The organism is Burkholderia semiarida (assembly GCF_029268935.1).
GTDB lineage: Bacteria > Pseudomonadota > Gammaproteobacteria > Burkholderiales > Burkholderiaceae > Burkholderia > Burkholderia semiarida.
In genome coordinates this window covers 1807382-1831493 of record NZ_JAHLCL010000007.1, presented here as the reverse complement: position 1 = coordinate 1831493, position 24112 = coordinate 1807382, and the positions used below count along the sequence as shown (strand labels likewise).

Below are 24112 nucleotides of genomic sequence, written 5' to 3'. Positions count from 1 at the left end.
CGGTTTTTTTTCGTCCGCCGCCGGGCGTTACCAGCTGTACCGGTAGCCGACCTGCCCGACGATCCCGCGCCGGTAATCGCCGCCGATGTTGCGCGCGATCTTCGCATTCGCGTACAGCTCGCCCGACTTGCCGAAGCCGGCGGTCACGCCGACGCCCAGCTCGTACCAGGTGCGCCCGAGATGCGTCGCGAACGGCGTGCCGCCGACGACGGTCTGCCCCGGCGACAGGAAGTCGTGCAGCACGTCGGCCGTGAAGTACGGCGTCGCGGCGCCGCCGCCCGCGTCCGACGGGAGGTTCGGCCGGAAGATGCGCACGCCGACGCGGCCGCGCAGCGCATTCGACGTCGTGCCCGATACGGCCGACACGTTGTCGTTGAACCCGTTCAGCTTCAGGTACTGAACCATCAGCTGCGCCTGCGGCTCGACCGCGACCGGCAGCGTACCGATCGCGAACGGTTTGCCGACTTCCTGCGACAGCGCGACGCCGAAGCCGTTCTGCGACGCTTCGTTGCCGTAGCTGTCACGATAGCGGTTGCCGTAGTGCGTGACCTGGCCGACGCTGTCGAAGTAGGTGCCGTCGGACAGGTAGCGCGTCCAGTAGCCGCCGACGCTCTGCGCGTGCATCTCGACCGAGCCCGTCGACGTCGACAGGGTGGGCGAGCCGGCGCGCGCCATGTCGCTGAAGCTCGCGTTCGACACGCCGATGCTGGCCGTCACGCCCGCATGCGTGCTGCCGGCGCCGTCCGGCGCCTGGTCGAGGGTCCAGTCCTTGCCGAACTGCGCGAAGAACGTGCGCTCGTCGGCGGAGAAACGGCCCGCGTTCGCATCCAGGCTCTGGCCGCCGATGCGCCCCCACACGCCGTCGCGATTGCCCGGCGCCTGCTTCTCGACGTTGTAGATGTCGCCGACGCGCTCGTGCAGCCTGCCGAGCGTCGAAAAGCCGTAGTCGGCGTTCAGCAGCGGCGTCATCGCGTAGCCGGAGACGCCCGGACGATACGCGAGCGCGCCGCCGTTGCCATTCCCGTTTCCGTTGGTGCCGCCGTCGCCGCCGCCCGACGGGTGGATCGGGTCGCCGGGGTCGGTCGGGTCGAGCTGCGAACGCAGGTACCAGCCGTTCGCATCGCCTTGCCCGCCGCGATAGAGCCGGTATTCGTACGCGCCGGCCTGTACCGGGCCGGCGAGATGGAACGCGGACGCGGCGGTCGTGCCGCCGTTGGCCGTGACGACCACGGGAATCCCGTCGCCGGTCGTCTGCGCGCCGGTGCCGGCCGTGTTGGCGATCTTCAGGCCGGTCGTGCCGCTCGCCGTGCCGCCGTTCACGATCAGACGGTCGGTCGGCGACGCGTCGGCGCCGAGATACGTGTTCAGCGCGATCGTGCCGCCGTTGCCGACGTAGCCGCCGGTCGTCAGCGTCTTGTAGCTGCCCGTCAGCGTCGGCGAGCCGGTCGGCGCGGCGAACGCGACGAGGCCCGCGTTGTTCAGGCTGCTCAGCACCGAGCTGCCCGTCATGCGCCACGTGCTCGTGCCGTCGACGGTCAGCGCGACCGGGTCGATCTTCCCGGTCAGCGTCGTGCCGTTCGCGAGGAACACGTTGCCGGTGCTCGACGCGTCGGAGACGATGTCGCCCGCGAGGTTCACCGCCGATGCGTCGAACGTCACGTTGCTGCCGTTCGCGAGGTTCAGCAGCGTGCCGTTGCCGGCCGTCACGACCGTGCCGTTGCGCACCGCGATGTCGGCCGTGCCGCCGTGCGCGGCGAAGGCCGGCCCGGTGGCGGACGTCACGCTGCCGCCGTCGACGAGCACCGAGCTGGTCGCGCCGTTCGCGAGCGTGTCCGACGTCAGTACGCCGGCCGTCGCGCCCGTGAGCGTCGTGCCGGTCAACGCGAGCACGCCGCCGCTGTTCGCGGTTGCGCCGTTGCCGGCCGCGCTGGCGAGCGACGAACCCGTATCGGCGATGCGGCCGCCGTTTTGCGCGACGATGGCGTCGGCCGCATTGCCCGACGCGGCGACTTTCGCACCCGACAGCAGGGCCGTCGCGCCGCCGTCCATGACGATCGCATGGGCGTTCGCGCCGGTCGTCGCGACGGTCGTCCCGTTGGCTGCGAGCGTGGAATCGGCGCCTGTCACGGACAGGCCGCGCGCGTCGGCGCCGGTCGTGCGGACGACCGTGGCCGCATCGGTCGCGATGCGCGCGCCGGAGCCGGTCGACGTGAGGCCGGTGGCGCCGTTGCCGGTCGTGGCGACCTGCGTGCCGGACAGCGCGATCGTTGCATTCGCACCGAGGTTGCGGATCCCGCTGCCCGATCCGCCGACCGCGATCGACGTCGCGCCGGCCGCGATGCCGCCGCCGGTGACGGTCGAGTCGATCAGCACGCCGTCGGCGCTGCCGTTCGCGGTGACGGTGCCGGCGCCGGACAGCGCGACCGATGCGCCGGCCCCCGTCAGGCGCACGCCCGCGACGCCGTCGTCGGCCTCGATCGAGCCTGCGTTGGCGAGCGTGGCCGACGCGCCTTGCACGAGCGCGCCGGTGCCGTTGGCGACGCGGATCGTCGACGCATTGTTCACCGTGCCGAGCGTGCCGGCCACGACGCCCGTCGAGCCGGCGCCGGTCAGCAATATCGTGCCGCGATTCTCGAGCGTGCCGAGGTTCTGCGCGATGAAACCGGTCACGCCGGCGGTCGACGACGTGACGGCGGCGTGGTTGGTCAGCGTCGTCGCGACCGGCGCGCCGGCATTCGCGCCGGCGAGGTCGTGCGCCTGCCCGTCCACCACGCCCGCGGTCGCGCCGGCCGCGTTCAGGTTGATCGTCGCACCGGCGTCGATCGAGCCCTTCGCGCCGCCTTCGACCGCGATCGCGATGCCGTTCGCGCCGTTGACGTTGTAGACCGCGCTGCCGGTCGACAGCGTGGTGCCGGCGTCGGTCGCGAGTACGCCGCGCGCCCGCTGGCCGTTGACGTCGGTCGTCAGCGTGCCGGCCGTCGATGCGCCGGTGTAGGTCGCGCCGCCCGCGACGCGGAACAGCGTCGAATCGTCGGTGTCGACGCCCAGATGCTGCGCGGCGACGTTGATCTTCGAGCCCGCGCCGTACGCATAGAAGCCGATCTGGTTCGTGCCCGACATGAAGGCCGGCACCGCGTCGGCGCCGACGTTGATCGTCGCGCCCGAACGCGCATGCACGCCGATCGCGCCGGTGCCCGTCAGGTCGAGCGCTCCGTCGAGCGTGGCCGTGGCGCGCGGCCCTTCGGCCCAGACGCCGTAGTTGCGCGTGCCCGACGCGGGATCGAGGCCGCCGGCGACGTCGATCGTGCCGGTCGACGTCGCGGCCGTCGCGTTCGCGCCGGTCCCGACGACCATGATGCCGATGCCGTTCACGCCATTCAGCGTGATCGTGCCCGTGTTGGTCACGGTCGCGGCGGTGTCGACGGCGAGCATGCCGACGTTGGCGAGCGGCGTGCCGGGCGCGGCGCCGTTGACGACGATCGCGCCCGCGTTGGTCAGCGTGCCGGAGCTCGAGCCGATGCTCGCCAGCGCGGCGCCGTTCTGCGTCTGTGTGCCGATCACGATCGTGCCGAGATTGCTCGCGGTGCCCGATGCGCCGAGCAGGATGCCGTACGCGTGCGCGGCGAGCGCGACGTCATTTGCCGTCTGGCCGGGCGCGTACTGCGCCGAGCGGCCGAGATAGATCGTGCCGCCGGCTTCGTTCGTGAAGCGGCCGCCGGCGACGAGGCCGCCGATCACCTGGCTGTCGAGCGTCGTCGCATTGACGCCGACATTGATCGTGCCGGCGTTCGACGCCGTTGCGCCGTCCGTCACGGCGACCGCGTAGTTCTGCAGGTCGGGCCGGTTGCCGTCCAGCGTCCACGCGCCGACGTTCATCACGCCGTTGTTGACGAACGACGTGCCCGCGCCGTTCGCGAACACGCCGGCGCCTTCGGTGTACGCGTTGTAGTTGAAGTTGTTCGGCGGCGCGCTGCCGCTCGTGTCGAAGTCGTCGCCGGACGCGTACCCGGACGAAATCACGCCGTTGTTGACGCCGCTGCCGCCGCTCAGCAGGCGCACCAGCGTGAAGTCGCCCGACAGGCGGCCGTCGTTGATGAAGTGCGCGCCGTTTTCCGCGAGGACGGCCGAGCTCGACACGATCGTGTTGGTGCCGCGAAAGTCGATCTGGCCGTCCTTGCCGATCTGCAGCGTCGCGTTCGCGCCCGTGCCGTGCATCACCGACAGGAAATCGATCGGCAGCGTGTTCTTGTCGCCCGCGGACACGTCGTTCCGATACTGGAAGGCTTGCTGCGAGAACGTGACGGCCTGGCCGAACGCGCTGTCGTAGGCGGCCTGCGAGCCGAGCGCGCCGCTTTGCACCGAGCGCACGAGAAAATCGTTGTACGCGGCGAGCGACGCGGCGTCGGTCACCTGCCACGTGCTGCCGTCGAATGCGGTGAAGGTGCCCGCGTAGGCCGGCACGTCGAGCTGGCGGGTGCCGACCGCGCCGCCGTCCGCCAGGTAGTCGCCGGTGGTGAACCGGATCTGGTTGCGCGAATTCCAGTTGATGGTGCTTGCCGCGGCACCCGTGCCGTCCGCGACGGTAAGGTCGGTCGCCTTCGCGGCCATCGAGATCGCGTTGCCCGGCGCATCGGGGGCATTCGCCGCATTGCCGATCGACACGTTGAGCGTACCGCCGGTGGCGGCGACGGTGCCGATGCGCGTGTTCACATACTGATCGCCGTTCACGTCGTGGTAGACGGGCACCTCGGTCGCGCCGGCCGTCGACGCGGAGAACGCGGACGAATCGTAGGTCGCGACCGACGTGTGGGTGCGGGTGATCGAGTCGGGCGTGCTGACGCTGTGCGTCTTGCCGCCGAGCGACAGCAGCGGCTGGTTCGGGTTGCCCGACACGAGGGTCGTGCTCCCGATCGGCGTGAGCGCGTAGCCCGGGTCGCCGGCGGCGGCGCTCCATGCGCCCGACACGCCGACGGTATCGCCGCCGGACACGGTGGCGGAGCCGGCCAGGTTGTCGTTGACGGTCGGGCTGAAACCGTCGAGCGCGCAGGTGCCGCCGTTCGCGATGGCCGTACCGCCGCCGCACGTCGATGCATGCGCGGCGCCGACCGACAGCGCGGCCAGCAACGCGCCGAGTGCCGCTGCGCGACGGCCCGTGCCCGATTCGGCGCCCGAGCGCTTGCCGCGCGCGCGAGTCGTTTCCGCCACCGCGACCCAGCAGCCGGCGGCTTCGCTCCATATCGATCGAAATGAGTGATTCACGACATACCCCTCTTTCTTCTTTTTGACGTGGTATTCGCCGCCATTCGGCGAATTCGCATTCCGCGGTGGAGAAATGATCCGAAGGGGGCGTGCGGCGGCTATGGCTGCGTGTCGCGCCAATCGTGTTTCGTTGACACCGAGGATGGGCGGAGTCTACTGATTCGAGTGGCCGTCGATTATCGATAAGCCGGAAACTGTAATGATGCGAACCGTAATGCGTGGTATTTTTGATTTGTGTGGTTAATCGAACCGAAAGCCGTGGTAGGGGCGGCGGTTGGGCCGGTGCGTGAAAATCCGGAAGGGTTGCAGGAGTAGGTGGGATAGCGCACGGTTCCCGCAGGGGCGATACGCTAAAATGCCGGTGCGGGATCCTGTTTTAATTGAGGGTTGTTTATTTGATTCCCTCTGCTATTTTACTTTCGCTCGTCAATTAATAAAATCAAGCGAATGTCGTGCGGCATCGGGCGATTGCGCCGGTCGGCGGCCGAAATGAAACCGTATTGGCTGGAGCGGGCGATTTGCGCCGATGGCGGGCGTGGCCGGTTGCGCGGCATGAACTCCGCGCAGCAGGCAGGAAACGAGCAGAAAGCAGGCGCGGCCGGTACCGCGCCGGGTTTCAGAAATCGATCGCGTCGTCGGAGTCGCCGTCGGCCGCGGTGGCGAGCGCTTCGCGAACCGCCGTGCGCGGCGCCGATGCCGACGCGTCGAGCGACGGGTTGCGCAGCTTCTCGAGCACGCGCTCGGGCACCGGAATCCGCATCCGCGCGGCGACGTCGCCGCACTGGAACATGATCAGCTCGCCCGGCTCGAATGCGGTCCAGACCTCGTTGTCGGTGAGCGGCTGCGTCGCGATCACCGCGACGCGATCCTCGGGCGTCGTGTATTTCGCGAAATCGATCGACAGGTCTTCGTCGACGAGATGCGCGGTCGAGAACGGCCAGCGCCGCACGAGGTAGTGCAGCCGCGTCGAGCAGTGCGCGAAGAGCGCCTGGCCGTTCGACATCAGGAAGTTGAACACGCCGTGATCGGTGATGCCGCGCGTCAGTTCGCCGAGCCGCTCGAACAGCTCGGGCAGCGGCGGCTGCGCGCCGGGAAAGGCCTCGCGCAACCCCTGCATCAGCACGCAGAACGCCTGTTCGCTGTCGGTCGTGCCGACCGGATGATAGACGCTGCCGTCCATGTCCGGCGCGTAGTCCTGCAGGTCTCCGTTATGCGCGAAGATCCAGTGCCGGCCCCACAGCTCGCGCATGAACGGATGGCTGTTCTCGAGCAGGATGTGCCCTTGCGTCGCCTTGCGGATGTGCGCGATCGTGTTCTTGGACTTGATCGGGTAGCGTTTCACCATTTCGGCGATCGGCGACGTGGCCGATGCCTGGTGATCGATGAAGAGGCGACAGGCCTTGTCCTCGAAGAACGCGATGCCCCAGCCGTCGGCATGGTGATCGGTGAGCCCGCCCCGGGCCGCGAAACCTGTGAAGGAGAATGTGACGTCCGTCGGCGCGGCGCAGTTCATTCCAAGGAGTTGGCACATTTTACGTGGGGCGGCAGGCTGAAGCGGGGGTAACGAACCGGGCGAACCCCGGTACAATGCGGCTTCTAGCATATCACCGAGCCCTGAGCGGTAAAAAGCGGATTCCGCTGGCCAAAGGCCCCGTGTTGCGGTTTGCCGTCAGTCGGCCCGCGCACGCGCGTTCCGGCCCCGCCGATGGCAAGCCCGTTCCTCACGACGCCTCCTATGACTGCCTCGAACGCTTCTTCCCCGGCGACGCTTTCGCTCGCCCGTCCCGACGACTGGCACCTGCACCTGCGAGACGGCGACATGCTCGCCGCCGTGCTGCCGCACACCGCCCGCCAGTTCGGCCGCGCCATCGTCATGCCGAACCTGAAGCCGCCCGTCACGACCACCGCGCAGGCGCAGGCCTATCGCGAGCGCATCCTCGCCGCGCTGCCGGCCGGGATGACGTTCGAACCGCTGATGACGCTGTACCTGACCGACAACACGCCGCCCGACGAAATCCGCCGCGCGCGCGAAAGCGGCTTCGTGCACGGCGTGAAGCTGTACCCGGCAGGCGCCACGACGAATTCCGACCACGGCGTCACCGATCTCGCGAAATGCGCGAAGACGCTCGAGGCGATGCAGGAAGCCGGCATGCCGCTGCTCGTGCACGGCGAGGTGACCGATGCGTCGATCGACCTGTTCGACCGCGAGAAGGTGTTCATCGACCGCGTGATGACGCCGCTGCGCCGCGATTTCCCGGGCCTGAAGGTCGTGTTCGAGCACATCACGACGAAGGACGCGGCCGATTACGTGCGCGATGCCGACGCGGCGCCCGGCCTGCTCGGCGCGACGATCACCGCGCATCACCTGCTGTACAACCGCAACGCGCTGTTCGTCGGCGGGATTCGCCCGCATTACTACTGCCTGCCGGTGCTGAAGCGCGAGACGCATCGCGTGGCGCTGGTCGAGGCCGCGACGTCGGGCAACCCGCGCTTCTTCCTCGGCACCGACAGCGCGCCGCACGCGCGCGGCGCGAAGGAAACCGCGTGCGGCTGCGCGGGCTGCTATACGGCGCTGCACGCGCTCGAACTGTACGCGGAAGCGTTCGACACGGCCGGCGCGCTCGACAAGCTGGAAGGCTTCGCGAGCTTCTTCGGCGCCGATTTCTACGGGCTGCCGCGCAGCGCGGAGACGGTCACGCTGCGCCGCGAGGCATGGGAGCTGCCGCGCGAGATCTTCGCGGGCGACACGCCGGTCGTGCCGCTGCGCGGCGGCGAGACGATCGGCTGGAAGCTCGTGTGAGCGGCGCGCCGCCGCGCGGATCCGGCCCCGCGGCCGGGCGCCCGGCGGCGGATTTCGCGCGGATCGACTGGTCCGCGCCGTGGCTCGCGCCATACGCGGAGCCCGGACGCGTGTGGCAGGCGGCCGCCCGTGCGGGCGAGGCCGCGCTGCTCGATGCGTTGAACGGCGCGTTGGCCGGCGTGTCGCGAGGCGGCGATCGCGTCACCGGTCGCGGCAGGCCGCTGCGCTTCGTGCCGCAGGCCGGGCTGCCGCCCGGCGTCGCGTACGAGACCCATATCGCGGGCACCGGCGGCGTGCCGACCCGCCACAATCTTCACGACTTCTTCAACGCGCTCGTCTGGTTCGCGTACCCGCGCACCAAGGCCGCGCTGAACGCACGCCAGGCCGCCGCGATCGACGCGGCGGGCGGCGTCGGCCCCGTACGCGGCACGTTGCGCGATGCACTCACGCTGTTCGACGAGAATGGCGCGCTGTTCGTCACCGCCGAGCGCACGCTCGCCGATGCGCTGCGCGGCTTCGACTGGGCGCGGCTGCTGGTGGCCGCGCGCGATGCGTGGGGCACGCGCTGCGAGGCGCGGCTCGTCGGCCACGCGCTGCTCGAACAGCTCGTCGCGCCTTACAAGTCCTGCACCGCGCATGCATGGATCATCGAAGTGAGCGCCCACTATTTTTCATGGCCCGACGCGCAACGGATCGCGCACGTCGACGCGCGAATCGCCGCCGAACTCGCGACGCACGCGCTGACGCCCCGCGATTTCGCGCCGCTGCCGGTGCTCGGCGTGCCGGGCTGGTGCGCGGCGAACGCCGACCCTGCGTTCTACGACGATCCGGCCGTGTTTCGCCGCGGCCGCCGCTCGCGCGCTGCCGACGGCGGCGCGCAGTGCTAAAATGCGCGTCGCAAAGCAGGCTAGGCAGTCGCGGCCTCGACGTCTTCGGGCGCGCGGGGGCGAGGAAAGTCCGGACTCCACAGGGCAGGGTGATGGCTAACGGCCATCCGTGGCGACACGCGGAACAGGGCAACAGAAAGCAAACCGCCGATGGCCCGGCGCAAGCCGGGATCAGGTAAGGGTGAAACGGTGCGGTAAGAGCGCACCGCGGCGACGGCGACGTTCGCCGGCACGGTAACCTCCACCCGGAGCAATTCCAAGTAGGCAGGCGCGCATCTTCGGATGCAGGACGGGGCCCCCGTCTCGTCTGCGGGTAGGAAGCTTGAGCGCGTCAGCAATGGCGCGCCTAGAGGAATGACTGCCACGCGTTGCGCGCTCCGGTGCGCAGCGTGCACAGAATCCGGCTTATCGGCCTGCTTTGCCGTTCGAATGCGAAAGGGCCGGCGCTCCCACGGGGCGCCGGCCCTTTTTTCATGCGCGCGCCCTGTGCTCAGGCGGCGACGATGTCGAACGAATGCGTGAGTTCGGCCGTCTTCGCGATCATGATCGACGCCGAGCAGTACTTGTCGTGCGACAGGTTGATCGCGCGCTCGACCGTGGCCGGGTTCAGGTTGCGGCCCGTGACCGTGAAGTGGAAATGCACCTTCGTGAACACCTTCGGATCCTCGCTCGCGCGCTCGGCCTTCAGCGTGACCGAGCAGCCGGTCACTTCCTGGCGGCTCTTCTTCAGGATCAGCACGACGTCATAGGCCGTGCAGCCGCCGGTGCCGAGCAGCACCATTTCCATCGGACGCGGCGCGAGGTTGTGGCCGCCACCTTCGGGCGCGCCGTCCATCGTGACGAGATGGCCGCTGCCGGTCTCGGCGGAAAACGCCATGCCGTCCTGACCCATCCAGCTTACTTTGCATTCCATGCTTGCACTCCAGCGTTGCCTGATTCGGATTCGATCCGGCATTGTAGCCCGTGGCGCAACGGTCGGCTGATGCGCTGCACGACGTGCAATGCCCGTGCCTCGCGAGCGGAGCGACGCGTGGCGATTTCCCTGTCGGATTTAGGGGTTTTGCTCTAGGTGCGGGCGATTTTGAATCATGTCTGACGTATTTATGCCTTTGATTTGCAACAGGAATTTGTTTTTATGAACGCGTCGGTCGATATCTCGTATCGTGAGATCCTATTTCGCAATGCAAATTTTCTTGCGAAGTCGGCGGGGCATTCGTATAATGAGATCCATTGGTTGTCGCGCTGCGGCAACCTCCGAATGTCTCCTCCACCCTCCTCCTAAGGTGGATTAAGCCCGAACCAGCCGTTCGGGCTTTTTTTCGTCCCATGCAAACGTCGGCGCACGGTTTGTGTGCGCCGCGATCGTCACGCCGGCTGTCGCGCGGCCGGCTGCGACGTCGCGTCGGGCGGCGTGCCGCGCGAGCCGGCATCGGTCGCCGGCGCATGGGCAGCCGATGCGTCGCCGTGGCCGCGTGCGCAGAAGTGGCGCACGCGTTCGCGCACCGCGCGCAGGCGCGCGATGCGGTCTTCGGCATGGGCGGTTCGGGCTTCGGCGATGCGTGCATCGAGCGCCTCGAGCTTGGCTTCGCAGCCGGAGCCGGCGGCGACGGCGGGCGCCGCCGCGGCCACCAGGGCGGCCGCGAGGAAGGGCGTGAGTCGTTGTTTCATCATGCTGGTTTGTTGTTTTTCGGGTTCGGCCGGTCTGGCGCGGCAAGGTCATGTGCCGCGCGTCGATGGGTGCCGCCTCAGGCGCTCGGTTCGCCTGGCTTGTCGGGGCACGATCGAATTTTGGCCCATTTCGGCCGCCGCGAACACGGGGCGTGGATTCTCTTTGACCACGCAGCCGTATTTCCTTTATAATTCAGGGCTTTTCCGCATTCATGCCCACGGAAAAAGAACAGGGAGAGCCTGCACCGCGCCTCGAAGCGCACACAGACAAGCAGGAAGAACACATCGGGCAAAGCATTTTTTTTGGATCGATCATGAAGACGTTTTCCGCAAAAGCCCATGAGGTGACGCGCGAATGGTACGTGATTGACGCGACGGATAAGGTTCTCGGCCGTGTTGCCAGCGAAGTGGCACGCCGTCTGCGCGGCAAGCACAAGCCTGAGTTCACCCCGCACGTCGACACTGGTGATTTCATCATCATCATCAACGCGAGCAAGTTGAAGGTCACGGGCAACAAGACGCTGGACAAGAAGTACTACCGTCACTCGGGCTACCCGGGCGGTATCTATGAAACGACGTTCGGCAAGATGCAGGAACGCTTCCCGGGCCGCGCGCTCGAGAAGGCGGTCAAGGGCATGCTGCCGAAGGGCCCGCTCGGCTACGCGATGATCAAGAAGCTGAAGGTCTACGCAGAAGCGACGCATCCGCATTCGGCTCAACAGCCGAAGGCGCTCGAGATCTAAGGGGAGCCCACATGATCGGTAACTGGAACTACGGCACGGGCCGCCGCAAGAGCGCAGTCGCACGTGTCTTCATCAAGGCTGGCAAGGGCGACATCATCGTCAACGGCAAGCCCATCGCTGACTACTTCTCGCGCGAAACGTCGCTGATGATCGTGCGCCAGCCGCTGGAACTCACGAACCACGGCCAGACGTTCGACATCAAGGTCAACGTCAACGGCGGCGGCGAAACGGGTCAGGCAGGCGCAGTGCGCCACGGCATCACCCGTGCACTGATCGACTACGATGCGACGCTGAAGCCGTCGCTGTCGAACGCAGGCTTCGTCACGCGCGATGCACGTGAAGTCGAGCGTAAGAAGGTCGGTCTGCGCAAGGCACGCCGCGCGAAGCAGTTCTCGAAGCGTTAATTCCGCTTCATGGCCTCGCCGCTTCCGGGCGGCGTCCGCCGGAAAAACCGCCAGCTTTCACGCTGGCGGTTTTTTTATGCCCGCTGGTTTACCCGCGCCCGGGCCGCCGTGGCGGCCGCGCGCGTGGGCACGCTTGACGAAATCGACAAGAACCTATTGATTTCATGGACATCAGCACGATCTTCTGATCGGCCCTACAATAGCGGCTAAAGCTTTTTGGAGAGTTCGAATGAACGCTGTTACCGAATCCGCAGCAACGACGACCGATATGCCGCTGCCGTTCGTCTTCACCGACGCCGCGGCCGACAAGGTCAAGCAATTGATCGACGAAGAGGGCAATCCCGACCTGAAGCTGCGCGTGTTCGTGCAGGGTGGCGGCTGCTCGGGCTTCCAGTATGGCTTCACGTTCGACGAGGAAGTCAACGAGGACGACACCGTGATGGACAAGAACGGCGTCCAGCTCCTGATCGACTCGATGAGCTACCAGTACCTGGTCGGCGCCGAGATCGACTACAAGGACGACCTCAACGGTGCCCAGTTCGTGATCAAGAACCCGAACGCGACCACCACCTGCGGGTGCGGTTCGTCGTTCTCGGTCTGAGCGCACGACAGATCCGCGCCGGTTCGCCGGAATGAAAAACGGGGCTTCATGCCCCGTTTTTTAATGCGTGCTCGTCCTGCAGCGCCCGCGACAGGCCGGGTACCGCATCAGCGCGGATAGAGCGCGCCGAGCACGCGGTTGGCGGCCGCGCCGGTGACCGTCGCGAGATTGCCGGGCTGGCGCGCGGTGAAGCGGTACGCAAGCCACGCGAACGCGAGCGCTTCGACCTGCTGCGGCGGCACGCCGAGCGCGGCCGTCGTATCGACGGTGGCCGGCACGCCGGCCTCGCCTAGCGCGTGCCGAAGCGCGTCGAGCAGCACCGGATTGCGTGCGCCGCCGCCGCAGACGAAAACGGCCTTGCAGCCCGGTGCGTGCTGCGCGATTTCGCGCGCCACCGAGACGGCGGTGAGCGCGGTGAGCGTGGCCTGTACGTCCTCCGGCGCCACCTGCGGGAACGCGGCGAGCTTCGCATCGAGCCACGCGGGATTGAACAGGTCGCGCCCGGTGCTCTTCGGCGGCGGCGCGGTGAAATACGGTTCGTCGAGCAGCGCATCGAGCAGCGCCGCGTGGATGGCGCCGCGTGCGGCGAACTTTCCGCCGTCGTCGTACGGCTTGCCCAGATGGCGGGTCGCCCATGCGTCGATCAGCGCATTCGCGGGGCCGCAGTCGAAGCCGCGCACGTCGCCGCCCGCGCCGGGCAGGATCGTGATGTTGCTGATCCCGCCGAGATTGCACACGACCCGCGTTTCGCCCGGCGCGCCGAACACCGTCGCGTGGAAGGCCGGCGCGAGCGGCGCGCCGTGGCCGCCGGCCGCCACATCGCGGCTGCGGAAATCGGCGATCACGTCGACCTGGGTCAGCTCGGCCAGCAGCGCCGGATTGTTGAGCTGGCGCGTGTAGCCGCGCTCGGGGCGGTGGCGCACCGTCTGGCCGTGCACGCCGATCGCGCGGATCTCGTCGCGCGACAGCCCGGCCGTGCGCTGCAATTCATGGCAGCACACCGCATAGCGCGCGACGAGCGCATTCGCCGCGAGCGATTCGCGGTCGATCTCGTTGTCGCCCGGCTGCTGCAGCGCGAACAGTGCGTCGCGCAGCGATTGCGCGAAGCCGACGAACGCTTCGGCGAGCACGACCGGCGCGCGGCCGGCCTCGAAACGCACGGCGACACCGTCGACGCCGTCCATGCTGGTTCCCGACATCAGCCCGAAGTAGATGCCGTCTGCCGGATCGGCATGCTGCGGCTGTCGTTGCGGCACGTTGGATTCTCCTGAATCGTGCGGCGCGGGCCGGTGCCGCGCGCCTTGCGCCCGATTATCCGCGCAACGCGACGCGTCGTTAAGCGATGCGCGCGCAAGTTATGGGAAAATCCCTGTTTTTGCGACATTCTTCCTGGCACCGATGAGCACCGAACCCAGTTCCAAGCCCGTTTTCCCGATCACCGACGAAGTCCGGCATGCGCTCGCCGTCACGAAGCGCGGCGTCGACGAGCTGCTGATCGAGGAAGAGTTCGCGCAGAAGCTCGCGCGCAGCGCCGCCACCGGCACGCCGCTGCGCATCAAGCTCGGCCTCGACCCGACCGCACCGGACATCCACATCGGCCATACGGTCGTGCTGAACAAGATGCGGCAGCTGCAGGACCTCGGTCACACGGTGATCTTCCTGATCGGCGATTTCACGTCGCTGATCGGCGATCCGTCGGGCCGCAACGCGACGCGCCCGCCGCTCACGCGCGAGCAGATCGAATCGAACGCGAAGACCTACTTCGAGCAGGCCGCGCTCGTGCTCGATCGCGACAAGACCGAGATCCGCTACAACAGCGAATGGTCGATGCCGCTCGGCGCGGACGGGATGATCAAGCTCGCGTCGCGCTACACGGTCGCGCGGATCCTCGAACGCGAGGATTTCACGAAGCGCTTCCAGGGCGGCGTGCCGATCTCGATCCACGAATTCCTGTACCCGCTGATGCAGGGCTACGATTCGGTCGCGCTGAACGCCGATCTCGAGCTCGGCGGCACCGACCAGAAGTTCAACCTGCTGGTCGGCCGCGAACTGCAGAAGCAGTACGGCCAGGAACAGCAGTGCATTTTGACGATGCCGCTGCTCGAAGGCCTCGACGGCGTCGAGAAGATGTCGAAGTCGAAGGGCAACTACGTCGGCATCAGCGAGAAGCCGACCGACATGTTCGGCAAGCTGATGAGCATCTCGGACACGCTGATGTGGCGTTACTTCGAGCTGCTGTCGTTCCGCAGCCTCGACGAGATCGCCGGCTTCAAGCGCGAGGCCGAAGGCGGCCGCAACCCGCGCGATTTCAAGGTGCTGCTCGCGCAGGAAATCGTCGCGCGGTTCCACTCGCAAGCCGACGCCGAGCGTGCGCTGGAAGACTTCAACCACCGCGCGAAGGGCGGCGTGCCGGACGACATTCCGTCGGTCACGCTGGCCGGCGCGCCGCTGGCGATCGGCCAGTTGCTGAAGCAGGCCGGCCTCGTGCCGTCGACGAGCGAAGCGCTGCGCAACATCGAGCAGGGCGGCGTGAAGATCGACGGCGCGACCGTGTCGGACAAGGGCCTGAAGGTCGAGGCCGGCGAGTTCGTCGTGCAGGTTGGCAAGCGCCGCTTCGCACGCGTCACGCTGACCGCATGATCGCGCTGATCCAGCGCGTGACGCGCGCCGACGTCCGCGTCGGCGGCCGCACGACGGGCGAGATCGGCGCGGGCCTGCTCGCGCTGGTCTGCGCGGAGCGCGGCGATACCGAGGCCGCGGCCGACAAGCTGCTCGCGAAGCTGCTCGGCTACCGCGTGTTCAGCGACGCAGCCGGCAAGATGAACCTGCCGGTGTCGAACATCGACGGCGAAGGCCGCGCGGGCGGGCTGCTGCTCGTGTCGCAGTTCACGCTGGCGGCCGATACCAACAGCGGGCTGCGTCCGAGCTTCACGCCGGCCGCGCCGCCCGACGAAGGCGCGCGGCTGTTCGACTATTTCGTCGCGGCCGCGCGGGCGCGCCATCCCGTCGTTGAGACGGGCGAGTTCGGCGCCGACATGCAGGTGTCGCTCGTCAACGACGGCCCCGTGACGTTCTGGCTGCAAGTGCGGCCCTGATTCTTTCCCGGAGGCGCGCCGCGATGGCCACCACGCAGATTCTTTTCATCCGCCATGGCGAGACGGCCTGGAACCGCATCAAACGCATCCAGGGGCATATCGACATCCCGCTGGCCGACACGGGCCTCGCGCAGGCGCAGCGGCTGGCGGCGCGGCTCGGACGGGAGGCGCGCGACGGCGCCCGGATCGATGCGGTGTATTCGAGCGACCTGATGCGCGCGCAACAGACCGCCCAACCGTTCGCCGATGCGCTCGGGCTGCCGCTGCTGCTGCGCGAAGGGTTGCGCGAACGCTCGTACGGCGCGTTCCAGGGGCACGACAGTACCGAGATCGAGGCGCTGTTTCCGGACGCGTATGCGGTGTGGCAGACGCGCGATCCAGGTTTCGCGCCGGAGGGCGGCGAGTCGCAGCGTGAGTTCTATCACCGCGTGCTGCATGCGCTCGAACCGATCGTCGCCGCGCATCCGGGCGGCCGGATCGCGTGCGTCGCGCACGGTGGCGTGCTCGATTGCGTGTATCGCTTCGCGAACGGGATCGAGCTGTCGGCGCCGCGCAACTATCAACTGCTCAACACCAGCATCAACGTCGTCGATTACGTCGATGGTCGCGCGCAGGTCGTGCGGTGGGCCGACGTGTCGCATCTCGAAGCCGCGAGCGACGATGACGACGGGTACCGCAAGGTGCTCTGAGCACGCCAATCGCGTCCGGCCTGGCCGGCTCCCGGGGTCGTGCTTTCTTCCGGCGTGACCCTTACTGCGGCAGCCCGTGACGCGTCTTGTAGTCGAGCGCGTACGCGATCTTGCCGGGCTTGTCGGCCGTGATCGGCTGGCGCAGCTTGTCGAATTCCCCCTTGCTGTATTTCTTCCCGCCGTTGATCGCATCGGCGCGCCCGAGCTCGGCGCCCGTCTTGCCGTCGATCACCGGGTCCGTGGCCGCGACCATCCGCGCAGACGCATTCCAGACCGCATTCAGGTAGCCCGTGTCGGCCTTCGCCGGATCGGGATCGGTCGTGCCGCCGCGCGTCAGGTCGTAGCTCGCCAGCGCGAACGTGCCCGGCTGCGTACGCAGCCAGTCGGCCCAGTACAACTCGAGGTAGTCGGTTGCTTGCGCGGGTTTGCTATAGCCGATGTCGCGCGTGAAATAGACGAGCGACCGGTAGCGGTCGTTCGTCATCCCGCGCGTCAGGCCGAGGCCGCTCGGCAGTTGCGCGGTCGCGATCGGCTTGCCTTCGCCGTCCTTCAGGCGCAGATAGCCGCGGCTTTGCATCTGCTGCCAGAACGCGTCGCCCGAGTAGTCGCCGAGGTTGTCCTTGACGACGACGTGCACGTGCAGCGCCGGGCCGCCGTCGGGCGTCTCGTAGTAAGTCGACAGGCCGTGGTGGCCGTCGGTCAGGTACAGCGTATCGCCGTTCGGGCCGATCACGACGGGGTTCAGCACCGAGCGGTCGCGGGCGGTCGCGTCGGTCGTCGCGCACGTGTAGCTGGCCGGATCGCGCAGCGACGATCGGGTCGTGTAACCGCCCGATGCGATGCCGCCGAGGCCCTCGTCCGCGCAGAAGTCGTCGAACTTCTTGTCGGGCTGCAGTTCGTAGCGGCCGAGCTTGTAGTAGATCTGGTCGTAGCCGATCGCACCCTGCGTCGGATGGAGATCGCCTAGCGTCACGTCGAGCAGATCGCCGGCGCGGGCGGCTTTCCATTTGCCCGGTTGCGGCGTGGCGGTTGCGGGCGGCGTGGGAGCCGACGTCGTCGTGCTGCCGGACGGCAGTTGCGCGTCCGTGCGTGCGACGGCGGCGACATCGTCGCCTCCGCACGCGGCGAGGGCGAGGACGCCGGACAGGCTGGCGGCAAGGGCGAAACGGATCGGCAGGCGTGGCATCACGGGCATCGGGTGTCGTAGCGGGTAGGCGGAACTCCGCGCGGGCCACGGGCGTGCGTGACGAGCCCGACGTGCGACCGTGCGCGGGTGCGAGCGTGTCAGCTTGCCACAGGTATTTGACGGTAAATTGAAATGATCCGAAGAAACGGATCGTCAGCCAGGCGGGGCGCCGTCGGACGGGGCGGCCGTCGCGCGGCGGCGCGCACGCTTCGACGCGCCGTTGACGAGCGCCCAGCGCAGCACGGGCGCGACCGCGCGTATGCCGGGCCGGACCAGCGCGCGCCGCACCGGCGCGAACGCCGACACGCCGAGCATGCGCTGCGCCCACGGCGGCAGCAGGTCGATTCCGGCATGCATCACCAGCGACGCGGCAGGCCGCAGCGCCGGCTTCGCGACCGGCACATTCAGCAGGATGGACATCACGTCGAACGTGCGCGGCCCGGCTTCGAGTTCGGGCAGCATGCGCGCGAGATAGGCCGCCACCTCGGCGCGCGAACGCGGCACCGCTTGGGCGCCCAGCAGCTCGGCGATCAGCGCCGTCTCCGCGTAATAGCGGTCCTGCAGTTCGCCCGGCAGCTCCGGATTCACGTAACGCAGATGCGCGGCGAGGAAGCTCGACACTTCCGCGACATGCACCCAGGTCAGCAGCGCGGGATCGTCGGCGCGGTACGGCCGGCCGTCCGGCGCGTTGCCCGAGATGTGCGCGTGGATCGCCTTCACGCGCTCGATCAGCGCGAGCGCGTCCGCGCGGCTGCCGAACGTCGTCCCCGTGATGAACGTGGCGGTGCGCCGCAGACGGCCGAGGATATCGGTGCGGAACGACGAATGATCCCAGACGCCCGCGAGCGCGAGCGGGTGGAGCGCCTGCAGCAGCAGCGCGGCGATGCCGCCTGTCATCATCGACGTGAAATCGGCATGCACGCGCCAGCAGACGGCGTCGGGGCCGAACAGCCCGGGGTCGCCGGGCGGTGAAGAGAGATCGATCGACGGGCCGCCGCCACCCACCGTCAGGTGCGTGATGCCGGCCACGAGCCGCTTGCGGATCGGCTCGGCCCAGCGCGGGCCCGGCGCGGGTGCGGTGGGGTGGTGGCTGGGCGGCGTCGTCATGGCGGGTGCGACTCGGGCGACGGACTACTTCCCGTCCGGAGTATCCCACTCGTCGCGTTCGGTGCGGCGGGCCTCGGGCACCGACAGCCCGAAGTGGCGATACGTGAGCAGCGTCGCGACGCGCCCGCGCGGCGTGCGCTGCAGGAAGCCCTGCTGGATCAGGTACGGTTCGAGCACGTCCTCGATCGTGTCGCGCTCCTCGCCGATTGCCGCCGCGAGATTGTCGATGCCGACCGGGCCGCCGTCGAACTTGTACAGGATCGCTTCGAGCAGCTTGCGGTCCATCAGGTCGAAGCCGACCGGATCGACGTCGAGCATCGCAAGTGCGGCATCGGCGACGGCCGCGGTGATCTGGCCGTCGGCCTTCACTTCCGCGAAGTCGCGCACGCGGCGCAGGAGCCGGTTCGCGATCCGCGGCGTGCCGCGCGAGCGCTTCGCGATTTCCAGCGCGCCGTTCGGATCGATCTGCGCATTGAGCAGCGACGCCGAGCGCCGCACGATGCGCGACAGTTGATCGGCGTCGTAGAACTCGAGGCGCGCGACGATCCCGAAACGATCGCGCAGCGGGTTGGTCAGCATCCCCGCGCGAGTGGTCGCGCCGACCAGCGTGAACGGCTGCAGGTCGAGCTTCACGCTGCGCGCGGCCGGGCCTTCGCCGATCATGATGTCGATCTGGTAATCCTCGAGCGCCGGATACAGGATTTCCTCGACGACCGGCGACAGCCGGTGGATTTCGTCGATGAACAGCACGTCGTTCGCCTCGAGGTTCGTCAGCAACGCGGCGAGATCGCCCGCGCGCTCGAGCACGGGCCCCGACGTCTGGCGCAGGTTCACGCCCATCTCGCGCGCGATGATGTGGGCGAGCGTCGTCTTGCCGAGACCCGGCGGCCCGAACAGCAGCACGTGGTCGAGCGGCTCGGAGCGGCGCTTCGCGGCTTCGATGAAGATCTCGAGCTGGCCGCGGACCTTTTCCTGGCCGACGTAGTCGTCGAGCTGGCGCGGCCGCAGCGCCCGTTCGAACACCTCCTCGTGCGACGAGGCGGGCGTGGCGGCGATGATCCGCTGCTCGGTGGCGAGTTTGTCGGTTTCAATCATGCGGCCATTGTACCGCGCGACGGAGCCCGGGCCACCTGGCCGAACGGCCGACTGGCGCGCGCCGCGCGGCGGCGCGACACTGGCTTCGACGGCCGGATCGACCGCGTGTTACGCCTTCGACAACGCCTTCAGCGCGAGCTTGATGCCTTCGGACACGCCGGTGCCGGCCGGCACGTTCTTGATCGCGGCAAGGCCCTCCTTCTCGGAGTAGCCGAGCGCCAGCAGCGCGTTGAGGATGTCGGTCGCGTGGTCGGACGGCGAAGCCGCGCCGGCGAGCGCGCCGAGGTCGGCGCCGAGCTTGCCCTTCAGCTCGAGCAGCAGGCGCTCGGCCGTCTTCTTGCCGATGCCGGGCAGGCGCGTGAGGCGTGCGGCGTCCTGCATCGTCACGGCCTGGGCGAGCTCCTGCACGCTCATGCCGGACAGCACGGCGAGCGCCATGCGCGCGCCGATGCCGGTGATCTTCAGCAACTCGCGGAAGGTCGTGCGTTCCTGCGGCGTCAGGAAGCCGTACAGCAGGTGCGCGTCTTCGCGGACGATCTGCTGCGTGAGCAGCACGATGCGTTCGCCCGTTTGCGGCAGGTTGTAGAAGGTGCTCATCGGCACGTCGATTTCATAGCCGACGCCGTTGCAGTCGACGAGCAGATGAGGCGGGTTCTTTTCGAGCAGGATGCCGGCGATGCGACCGATCATGGAGGACGGGATGCGAGGAAGAAAGCGCGAGTGTAGCGCACGCGCGGCGCGATGCCGATGGGCGCGGCCGTCAGGCCGAAGCGGCGCGTGTCGCGGGCATGTCGGGCGTGGGTGAAACGACCGAGGCGGCCAACGCAGCCCGCGCAGTCGAGCCGACGCGCGCGGCCGCGGTGCGCGGCAGCGTCAGCCGATCAGCCTGCCGCGCCGCACGCGCAGCCCTTTCTGCGCGAGCGCCGGCGCGAGCCCGCCCAGCGTGCTGAGCGTGTTGCCGCCGTGCGCGTGGCAGATCGCCATGCCGAGCGCGTCGGCGGCGTCCGAGCCCGGCTGGCCGGACAGGTTGAGCAGCCGCGTGACCATGTCCTGCATCTGCGTCTTGGTCGCGCGGCCGTAGCCGACCACGGCCTGCTTGAGCTGCAGCGCCGTGTATTCGGCGACCGGCAGCCCGCCCGCGACGAGCCCGCAGATCGCGGCGCCACGTGCCTGGCCGAGCAGCAGCGTCGACTGCGGGTTCACGTTGACGAACACCTTTTCGATCGCGGCCTGGTCGGGCGCGTGTTCGCGCACGATCGTCGAGATGCCCTGGAAGATCGTGCCGAGCCGGGTGGCCAGGTCGGCCGTCGGCGTGCGGATCACGCCGCTCGTGACATAGGCGAGCCGATGGCCGCTGACGTCGATGACGCCGAAGCCGGTGACGCGCAGACCGGGGTCGATGCCGAGAATTCGCATGAGTGAGGAGAGTGGCGTGATGCAGCGATACTACAACGAATGGGGCGGCAAGCCGGTCGCGCGGTCGCGCGCGAAGGCGCCGCGCAATAAAAAACCCGGCGGAGGTGATGCCGCCGGGTTCCGGTGCAGCGGCCGCGCGGGGGCCGCATGCGGCGATCAGTGACGGAAGTGGCGCACGCCCGTCAGGATCATCGCGATGTTGTGCTCGTCGGCTGCCGCGATCACTTCGTCGTCGCGCATCGAGCCGCCCGGCTGGATCACGCAGGTCGCGCCGGCCGCCACGACCACGTCGAGGCCGTCGCGGAACGGGAAGAACGCATCCGACGCGACGGCCGAGCCGGCGAGCGTCAGCCCCGCGTTCTGCGCCTTGATGCTCGCGATACGGGCGGAATCGACGCGGCTCATCTGGCCGGCGCCGACGCCGAGCGTCATGCCGTTGCCGCAGAACACGATCGCGTTCGACTTCACGTACTTCGCGACGCGCCATGCGAACAGCAGGTCGTCCATTTCCTTCGGCGTCGGGTGGCGCTTCGTGACGACGCGCAGCTCGTGCGGCTGCACGTTCTTCGAATCGAGCGACTGCACGAGCAGGCCGCCGCCCACGCGCTTCAGGTCGAATGCGTTGTGGCCGTCGCCCAGTGCGATTTCGAGCAGGCGCACGTTCTGCTTCGCGGCGAACACCTGCTTCGCGGCGTCGGAGAACGACGGCGCGATCAGCACTTCGACGAACTGCTTCGCGACCGCTTGCGCGGCCGCTTCGTCGACTTCGCGGTTGAACGCGATGATGCCGCCGAATGCGGAGGTCGGGTCGGTCTGGAATGCCTTCGCATACGCGTCGGCCGAGTCGTTGCCAACCGCGACGCCGCACGGATTCGCATGCTTGATGATCACGCAGGCCGGCGCGTCGAACGTCTTCACGCATTCCCACGCCGCGTCCGAATCCGCGATGTTGTTGTACGACAGTTCCTTGCCCTGCAGCTGGCGGTAGTTCGCCAGCGCGCCGGCCGGCGCCGCGAGGTCGCGGTAGAACGCCGCGCTCTGGTGCGGGTTCTCGCCGTAGCGCAGGTCCTGCACCTTGTCGAACGCCAGGTTCAGCGTGGCCGGGTACGTGCTGCGCGATGCGTGCTTCAGCTCGTCGGTCAGGCTGGTCAGGTAGTTCGTGATCGCGCCGTCGTATTGCGCGGTGTGCGCGAACACCTTCGTCGCGAGACGGAAGTTGGTCGGGTAGCCGACGGTGTTGCCGTTCGCCTTCATTTCATCGAGCACGACCGCGTAGTCGGCCGGGTCGACCACGACCGTCACGTCGCGGTGGTTCTTCGCGGCCGAGCGCAGCATCGTCGGGCCGCCGATGTCGATGTTCTCGATCGCGTCGGCGAGCGTGCAGTCGTCCTTCGCGATCGTCGCGACGAACGGATACAGGTTCACGACGAGCAGGTCGATCGTCGGGATGCCGTGCTGCTCCAGCGCCTGCATGTGCTCGGGCAGGTCGCGGCGGGCGAGGATGCCGCCGTGCACCTTCGGGTGCAGCGTCTTCACGCGCCCATCGAGCATTTCCGGGAAGCCCGTGTAATCGGCCACTTCGGTCACGGGCAGGCCGGCGTCGGCGAGGAGTTTCGCGGTGCCGCCCGTCGACAGCAGCTTGACGCCGAGGTCGGACAGCGACTTCGCGAAGTCGACGATGCCGGTCTTGTCGGAAACGGAAATGAGCGCTTGCTTGATCATGATGGAACCACCAATAGCCAGGGAAACGGGGACGGGACGGCCGCCTACAGCAGGCCGTGCTGCTGCAGCTTCTTGCGCAGCGTATTGCGATTGATGCCGAGGTACTCGGCGGCGAGCGACTGGTTGCCGCCGGCCTGTACGAGCACGACCTCGAGCATCGGCTTTTCGACGCAGGACATCACCATTTCATAGACGTCGTGCGGATTGGAGCCGTCTAGATCCCGGAAATACACGTCCAGGCTCTCGCGGACACATTGTTCGATGTTGTGCTTGCTCATGCTGCTAACTGGTTATGGTCGTCCGGCTCGCCCCGGCCGTTTTCCGCTTCGTCATCGACGTAGACGAGGTGGTCCGACAGCGCTTTTTGCGCCTCGAAGAATGCATTGACGGCGGCGAGCTGCTCGCGGGTGGAATCGAGCGTGTTCATTCGGTGCCGGAACCCGTTGGCACCGGAAAGGCCGCGAGTGTACCAGCCGATGTGCTTGCGCGCAGTACGGACGCCGGTGAATTCGCCATAGAAAGCGTAGTGGTCTTCCAGGTGTTCGTTCATCACGTGCTGGATCTCGTCGATCCGCGGCGGGGGCAGCAGCTCGCCGGTTTGCAGGAAATGATCGATTTCGCGGAACAGCCACGGCCGGCCTTGCGCGGCGCGACCGATCATCAGCGCGTCGGCGCCGGTTGCGTCGAGCACGGCCTTCGCCTTGGCGGGCGACGTGATGTCGCCGTTCGCGACGACCGGAATCCGCACGGCCGCCTTCACGGCCGCGATGGTGTCGTACTCGGCGTCGCCGCGGTACAGGTCGGCGCGCGTGCGGCCATGCACGGTGAGCATCGAGATGCCGGCCGCTTCGGCCAGGCGCGCGACCGTGATCGCGTTCTTGTGCTCGCGGTCCCAGCCGGTGCGGATCTTCAGCGTGACGGGCACCGCATCGGGCCCGGTGCCGACCGCCGCGACGACGGCCTCGACGATCCGCTGCACGAGCGGCTCGTTCTGCAGCAGCGCGGAGCCGGCTGCGACGTTGCAGACCTTCTTCGCCGGGCAGCCCATGTTGATGTCGATGATCTGCGCGCCGTTGTCGACGTTGTAGCGGGCCGCTTCGGCCATCATCGCCGGATCGGCGCCGGCGATCTGAACCGCGATCGGCTCGACCTCGCCTTCGTGGTTCGCGCGCCGCATCGTCTTCGCGCTCTTCCACAGCTGCGCGTTGGACGCGACCATCTCGGACACCGCGTAACCGGCCCCCAGCCGCTTGCACAGCTGGCGGAACGGACGATCCGTCACCCCGGCCATCGGGGCGACGAACAGGTTGTTACGCAATACGTGAGGGCCGATAACGGGCATCGCAATGGCGCCGCCCGCGACACGCGCGGGCAGGGGAAGGGAAGGCGGAAAACGGGCATTTTACCGTATTCCCATGCCCCGCCGATTTGACCCGGTTT

The 24112-nt window shown here is 68.1% G+C and carries 21 protein-coding genes and 1 other RNA gene; 9 read left to right on the top strand and 13 right to left on the bottom strand.

The genetic code is table 11. The features are described 5' to 3' along the window. Window positions 1-27: 27 nt before the first annotated feature. Complete coding sequence (locus KPB06_RS21485; protein ID WP_275906299.1) at window positions 28-5259, bottom strand: autotransporter outer membrane beta-barrel domain-containing protein; 5232 nt, start codon at window positions 5257-5259, stop codon at window positions 28-30. A 616-nt stretch (window positions 5260-5875) separates the two neighbouring features. Beyond that, a complete protein-coding gene (locus KPB06_RS21480) occupies window positions 5876-6790 on the bottom strand; it encodes a class II glutamine amidotransferase (RefSeq protein WP_180278186.1) in 915 nt (304 codons plus the stop codon). A gap of 204 nt (window positions 6791-6994) precedes the next feature. On the opposite strand from KPB06_RS21480, the gene pyrC reads away from it, so the two are divergent. The 3 genes from pyrC (at window position 6995) to rnpB (ending at window position 9370) form a co-directional block, all read left to right on the top strand. Beyond that, window positions 6995-8059, top strand: coding sequence for a dihydroorotase (pyrC, locus tag KPB06_RS21475; protein WP_059581085.1), 1065 nt, complete (start codon window positions 6995-6997; stop codon window positions 8057-8059). Next, a complete protein-coding gene (locus tag KPB06_RS21470) occupies window positions 8056-8946 on the top strand; it encodes a DUF3025 domain-containing protein (RefSeq protein ID WP_059581087.1) in 891 nt (296 codons plus the stop codon). The genes pyrC and KPB06_RS21470 overlap by 4 nt, the downstream gene beginning before the upstream one ends. 12 nt (window positions 8947-8958) lie before the next feature. Further along, window positions 8959-9370, top strand: an RNA gene (rnpB, locus tag KPB06_RS21465) — RNase P RNA component class A. A 66-nt stretch (window positions 9371-9436) separates the two neighbouring features. On the opposite strand, the gene KPB06_RS21460 is transcribed toward rnpB, so the two are convergent. Both KPB06_RS21460 and KPB06_RS21455 read right to left on the bottom strand, forming a co-directional pair. Further along, window positions 9437-9901: an OsmC family protein gene (locus KPB06_RS21460; protein ID WP_012492957.1), complete on the bottom strand. Its 465-nt coding sequence runs from the start codon at window positions 9899-9901 to the stop codon at window positions 9437-9439. Between the two features lie 410 nt (window positions 9902-10311). Further along, window positions 10312-10617 carry a DUF1090 family protein gene (locus KPB06_RS21455; protein ID WP_059581090.1) on the bottom strand — a complete coding sequence of 102 codons (306 nt, stop codon included), beginning with the start codon at window positions 10615-10617 and terminating at the stop codon, window positions 10312-10314. Between the two features lie 311 nt (window positions 10618-10928). Here KPB06_RS21455 and rplM point away from each other — a divergent pair, with 311 nt between their 5' ends. From rplM to erpA, 3 genes are all read left to right on the top strand, one after another. After that, complete coding sequence (rplM, locus tag KPB06_RS21450) at window positions 10929-11357, top strand: 50S ribosomal protein L13 (protein WP_009687896.1); 429 nt, start codon at window positions 10929-10931, stop codon at window positions 11355-11357. A gap of 11 nt (window positions 11358-11368) precedes the next feature. Next, window positions 11369-11761, top strand: coding sequence for a 30S ribosomal protein S9 (rpsI, locus tag KPB06_RS21445; RefSeq protein WP_011883283.1), 393 nt, complete (start codon window positions 11369-11371; stop codon window positions 11759-11761). A gap of 229 nt (window positions 11762-11990) precedes the next feature. Next, window positions 11991-12362 carry an iron-sulfur cluster insertion protein ErpA gene (gene erpA, locus KPB06_RS21440; protein ID WP_034187117.1) on the top strand — a complete coding sequence of 124 codons (372 nt, stop codon included), beginning with the start codon at window positions 11991-11993 and terminating at the stop codon, window positions 12360-12362. 107 nt (window positions 12363-12469) lie between these two features. Here the strand turns inward: erpA and KPB06_RS21435 are convergent, their stop codons facing one another. Continuing rightward, a complete protein-coding gene (locus tag KPB06_RS21435) occupies window positions 12470-13618 on the bottom strand; it encodes an anhydro-N-acetylmuramic acid kinase (protein ID WP_089464541.1) in 1149 nt (382 codons plus the stop codon). Window positions 13619-13760: 142 nt separating this feature from the next. Between KPB06_RS21435 and tyrS the strand changes: the two genes are divergently transcribed. From tyrS to KPB06_RS21420, 3 genes are read left to right on the top strand one after another with little or no spacing between them, the layout of a single operon-like run. Further along, window positions 13761-15002: a tyrosine--tRNA ligase gene (gene tyrS / locus KPB06_RS21430; protein WP_059581097.1), complete on the top strand. Its 1242-nt coding sequence runs from the start codon at window positions 13761-13763 to the stop codon at window positions 15000-15002. Next, window positions 14999-15457 carry a D-aminoacyl-tRNA deacylase gene (gene dtd / locus KPB06_RS21425; protein WP_006483442.1) on the top strand — a complete coding sequence of 153 codons (459 nt, stop codon included), beginning with the start codon at window positions 14999-15001 and terminating at the stop codon, window positions 15455-15457. Before tyrS ends, dtd begins: the two co-directional genes overlap by 4 nt. 23 nt (window positions 15458-15480) lie before the next feature. Continuing rightward, entirely contained in the window at window positions 15481-16146 is a 666-nt protein-coding gene (locus tag KPB06_RS21420) for a histidine phosphatase family protein (RefSeq protein WP_104012436.1), read from the top strand. 61 nt (window positions 16147-16207) lie between these two features. On the opposite strand, the gene KPB06_RS21415 is transcribed toward KPB06_RS21420, so the two are convergent. The 8 genes from KPB06_RS21415 to dusB all read right to left on the bottom strand — a co-directional run bounded on the left by KPB06_RS21415 (window position 16208) and on the right by dusB (window position 24014). Then, window positions 16208-17341 carry a ParB/Srx family N-terminal domain-containing protein gene (locus tag KPB06_RS21415; RefSeq protein ID WP_407641351.1) on the bottom strand — a complete coding sequence of 378 codons (1134 nt, stop codon included), beginning with the start codon at window positions 17339-17341 and terminating at the stop codon, window positions 16208-16210. A 144-nt stretch (window positions 17342-17485) separates the two neighbouring features. After that, window positions 17486-18439 (bottom strand): oxygenase MpaB family protein, encoded by a 954-nt coding sequence (locus tag KPB06_RS21410; protein ID WP_104012435.1) that lies wholly within the window; start codon window positions 18437-18439, stop codon window positions 17486-17488. Window positions 18440-18463: 24 nt separating this feature from the next. Further along, window positions 18464-19534, bottom strand: coding sequence for a Holliday junction branch migration DNA helicase RuvB (ruvB, locus tag KPB06_RS21405; protein ID WP_059581103.1), 1071 nt, complete (start codon window positions 19532-19534; stop codon window positions 18464-18466). A 108-nt stretch (window positions 19535-19642) separates the two neighbouring features. Beyond that, complete coding sequence (ruvA, locus tag KPB06_RS21400; protein WP_031402135.1) at window positions 19643-20224, bottom strand: Holliday junction branch migration protein RuvA; 582 nt, start codon at window positions 20222-20224, stop codon at window positions 19643-19645. A 183-nt stretch (window positions 20225-20407) separates the two neighbouring features. Further along, entirely contained in the window at window positions 20408-20950 is a 543-nt protein-coding gene (gene ruvC, locus KPB06_RS21395) for a crossover junction endodeoxyribonuclease RuvC (RefSeq protein WP_104012434.1), read from the bottom strand. 156 nt (window positions 20951-21106) lie between these two features. Continuing rightward, the gene (gene purH / locus KPB06_RS21390) at window positions 21107-22672 is read right to left on the bottom strand and encodes a bifunctional phosphoribosylaminoimidazolecarboxamide formyltransferase/IMP cyclohydrolase (protein WP_059581113.1); all 1566 of its coding nucleotides are present in this window, start codon (window positions 22670-22672) and stop codon (window positions 21107-21109) included. 44 nt (window positions 22673-22716) lie between these two features. Further along, window positions 22717-22950, bottom strand: a complete 234-nt coding sequence (locus tag KPB06_RS21385) for a Fis family transcriptional regulator (protein WP_006476892.1) — start codon at window positions 22948-22950, stop codon at window positions 22717-22719. Further along, window positions 22947-24014 (bottom strand): tRNA dihydrouridine synthase DusB, encoded by a 1068-nt coding sequence (gene dusB / locus KPB06_RS21380; RefSeq protein ID WP_059581116.1) that lies wholly within the window; start codon window positions 24012-24014, stop codon window positions 22947-22949. Before dusB ends, KPB06_RS21385 begins: the two co-directional genes overlap by 4 nt. Window positions 24015-24112: the final 98 nt, after the last annotated feature.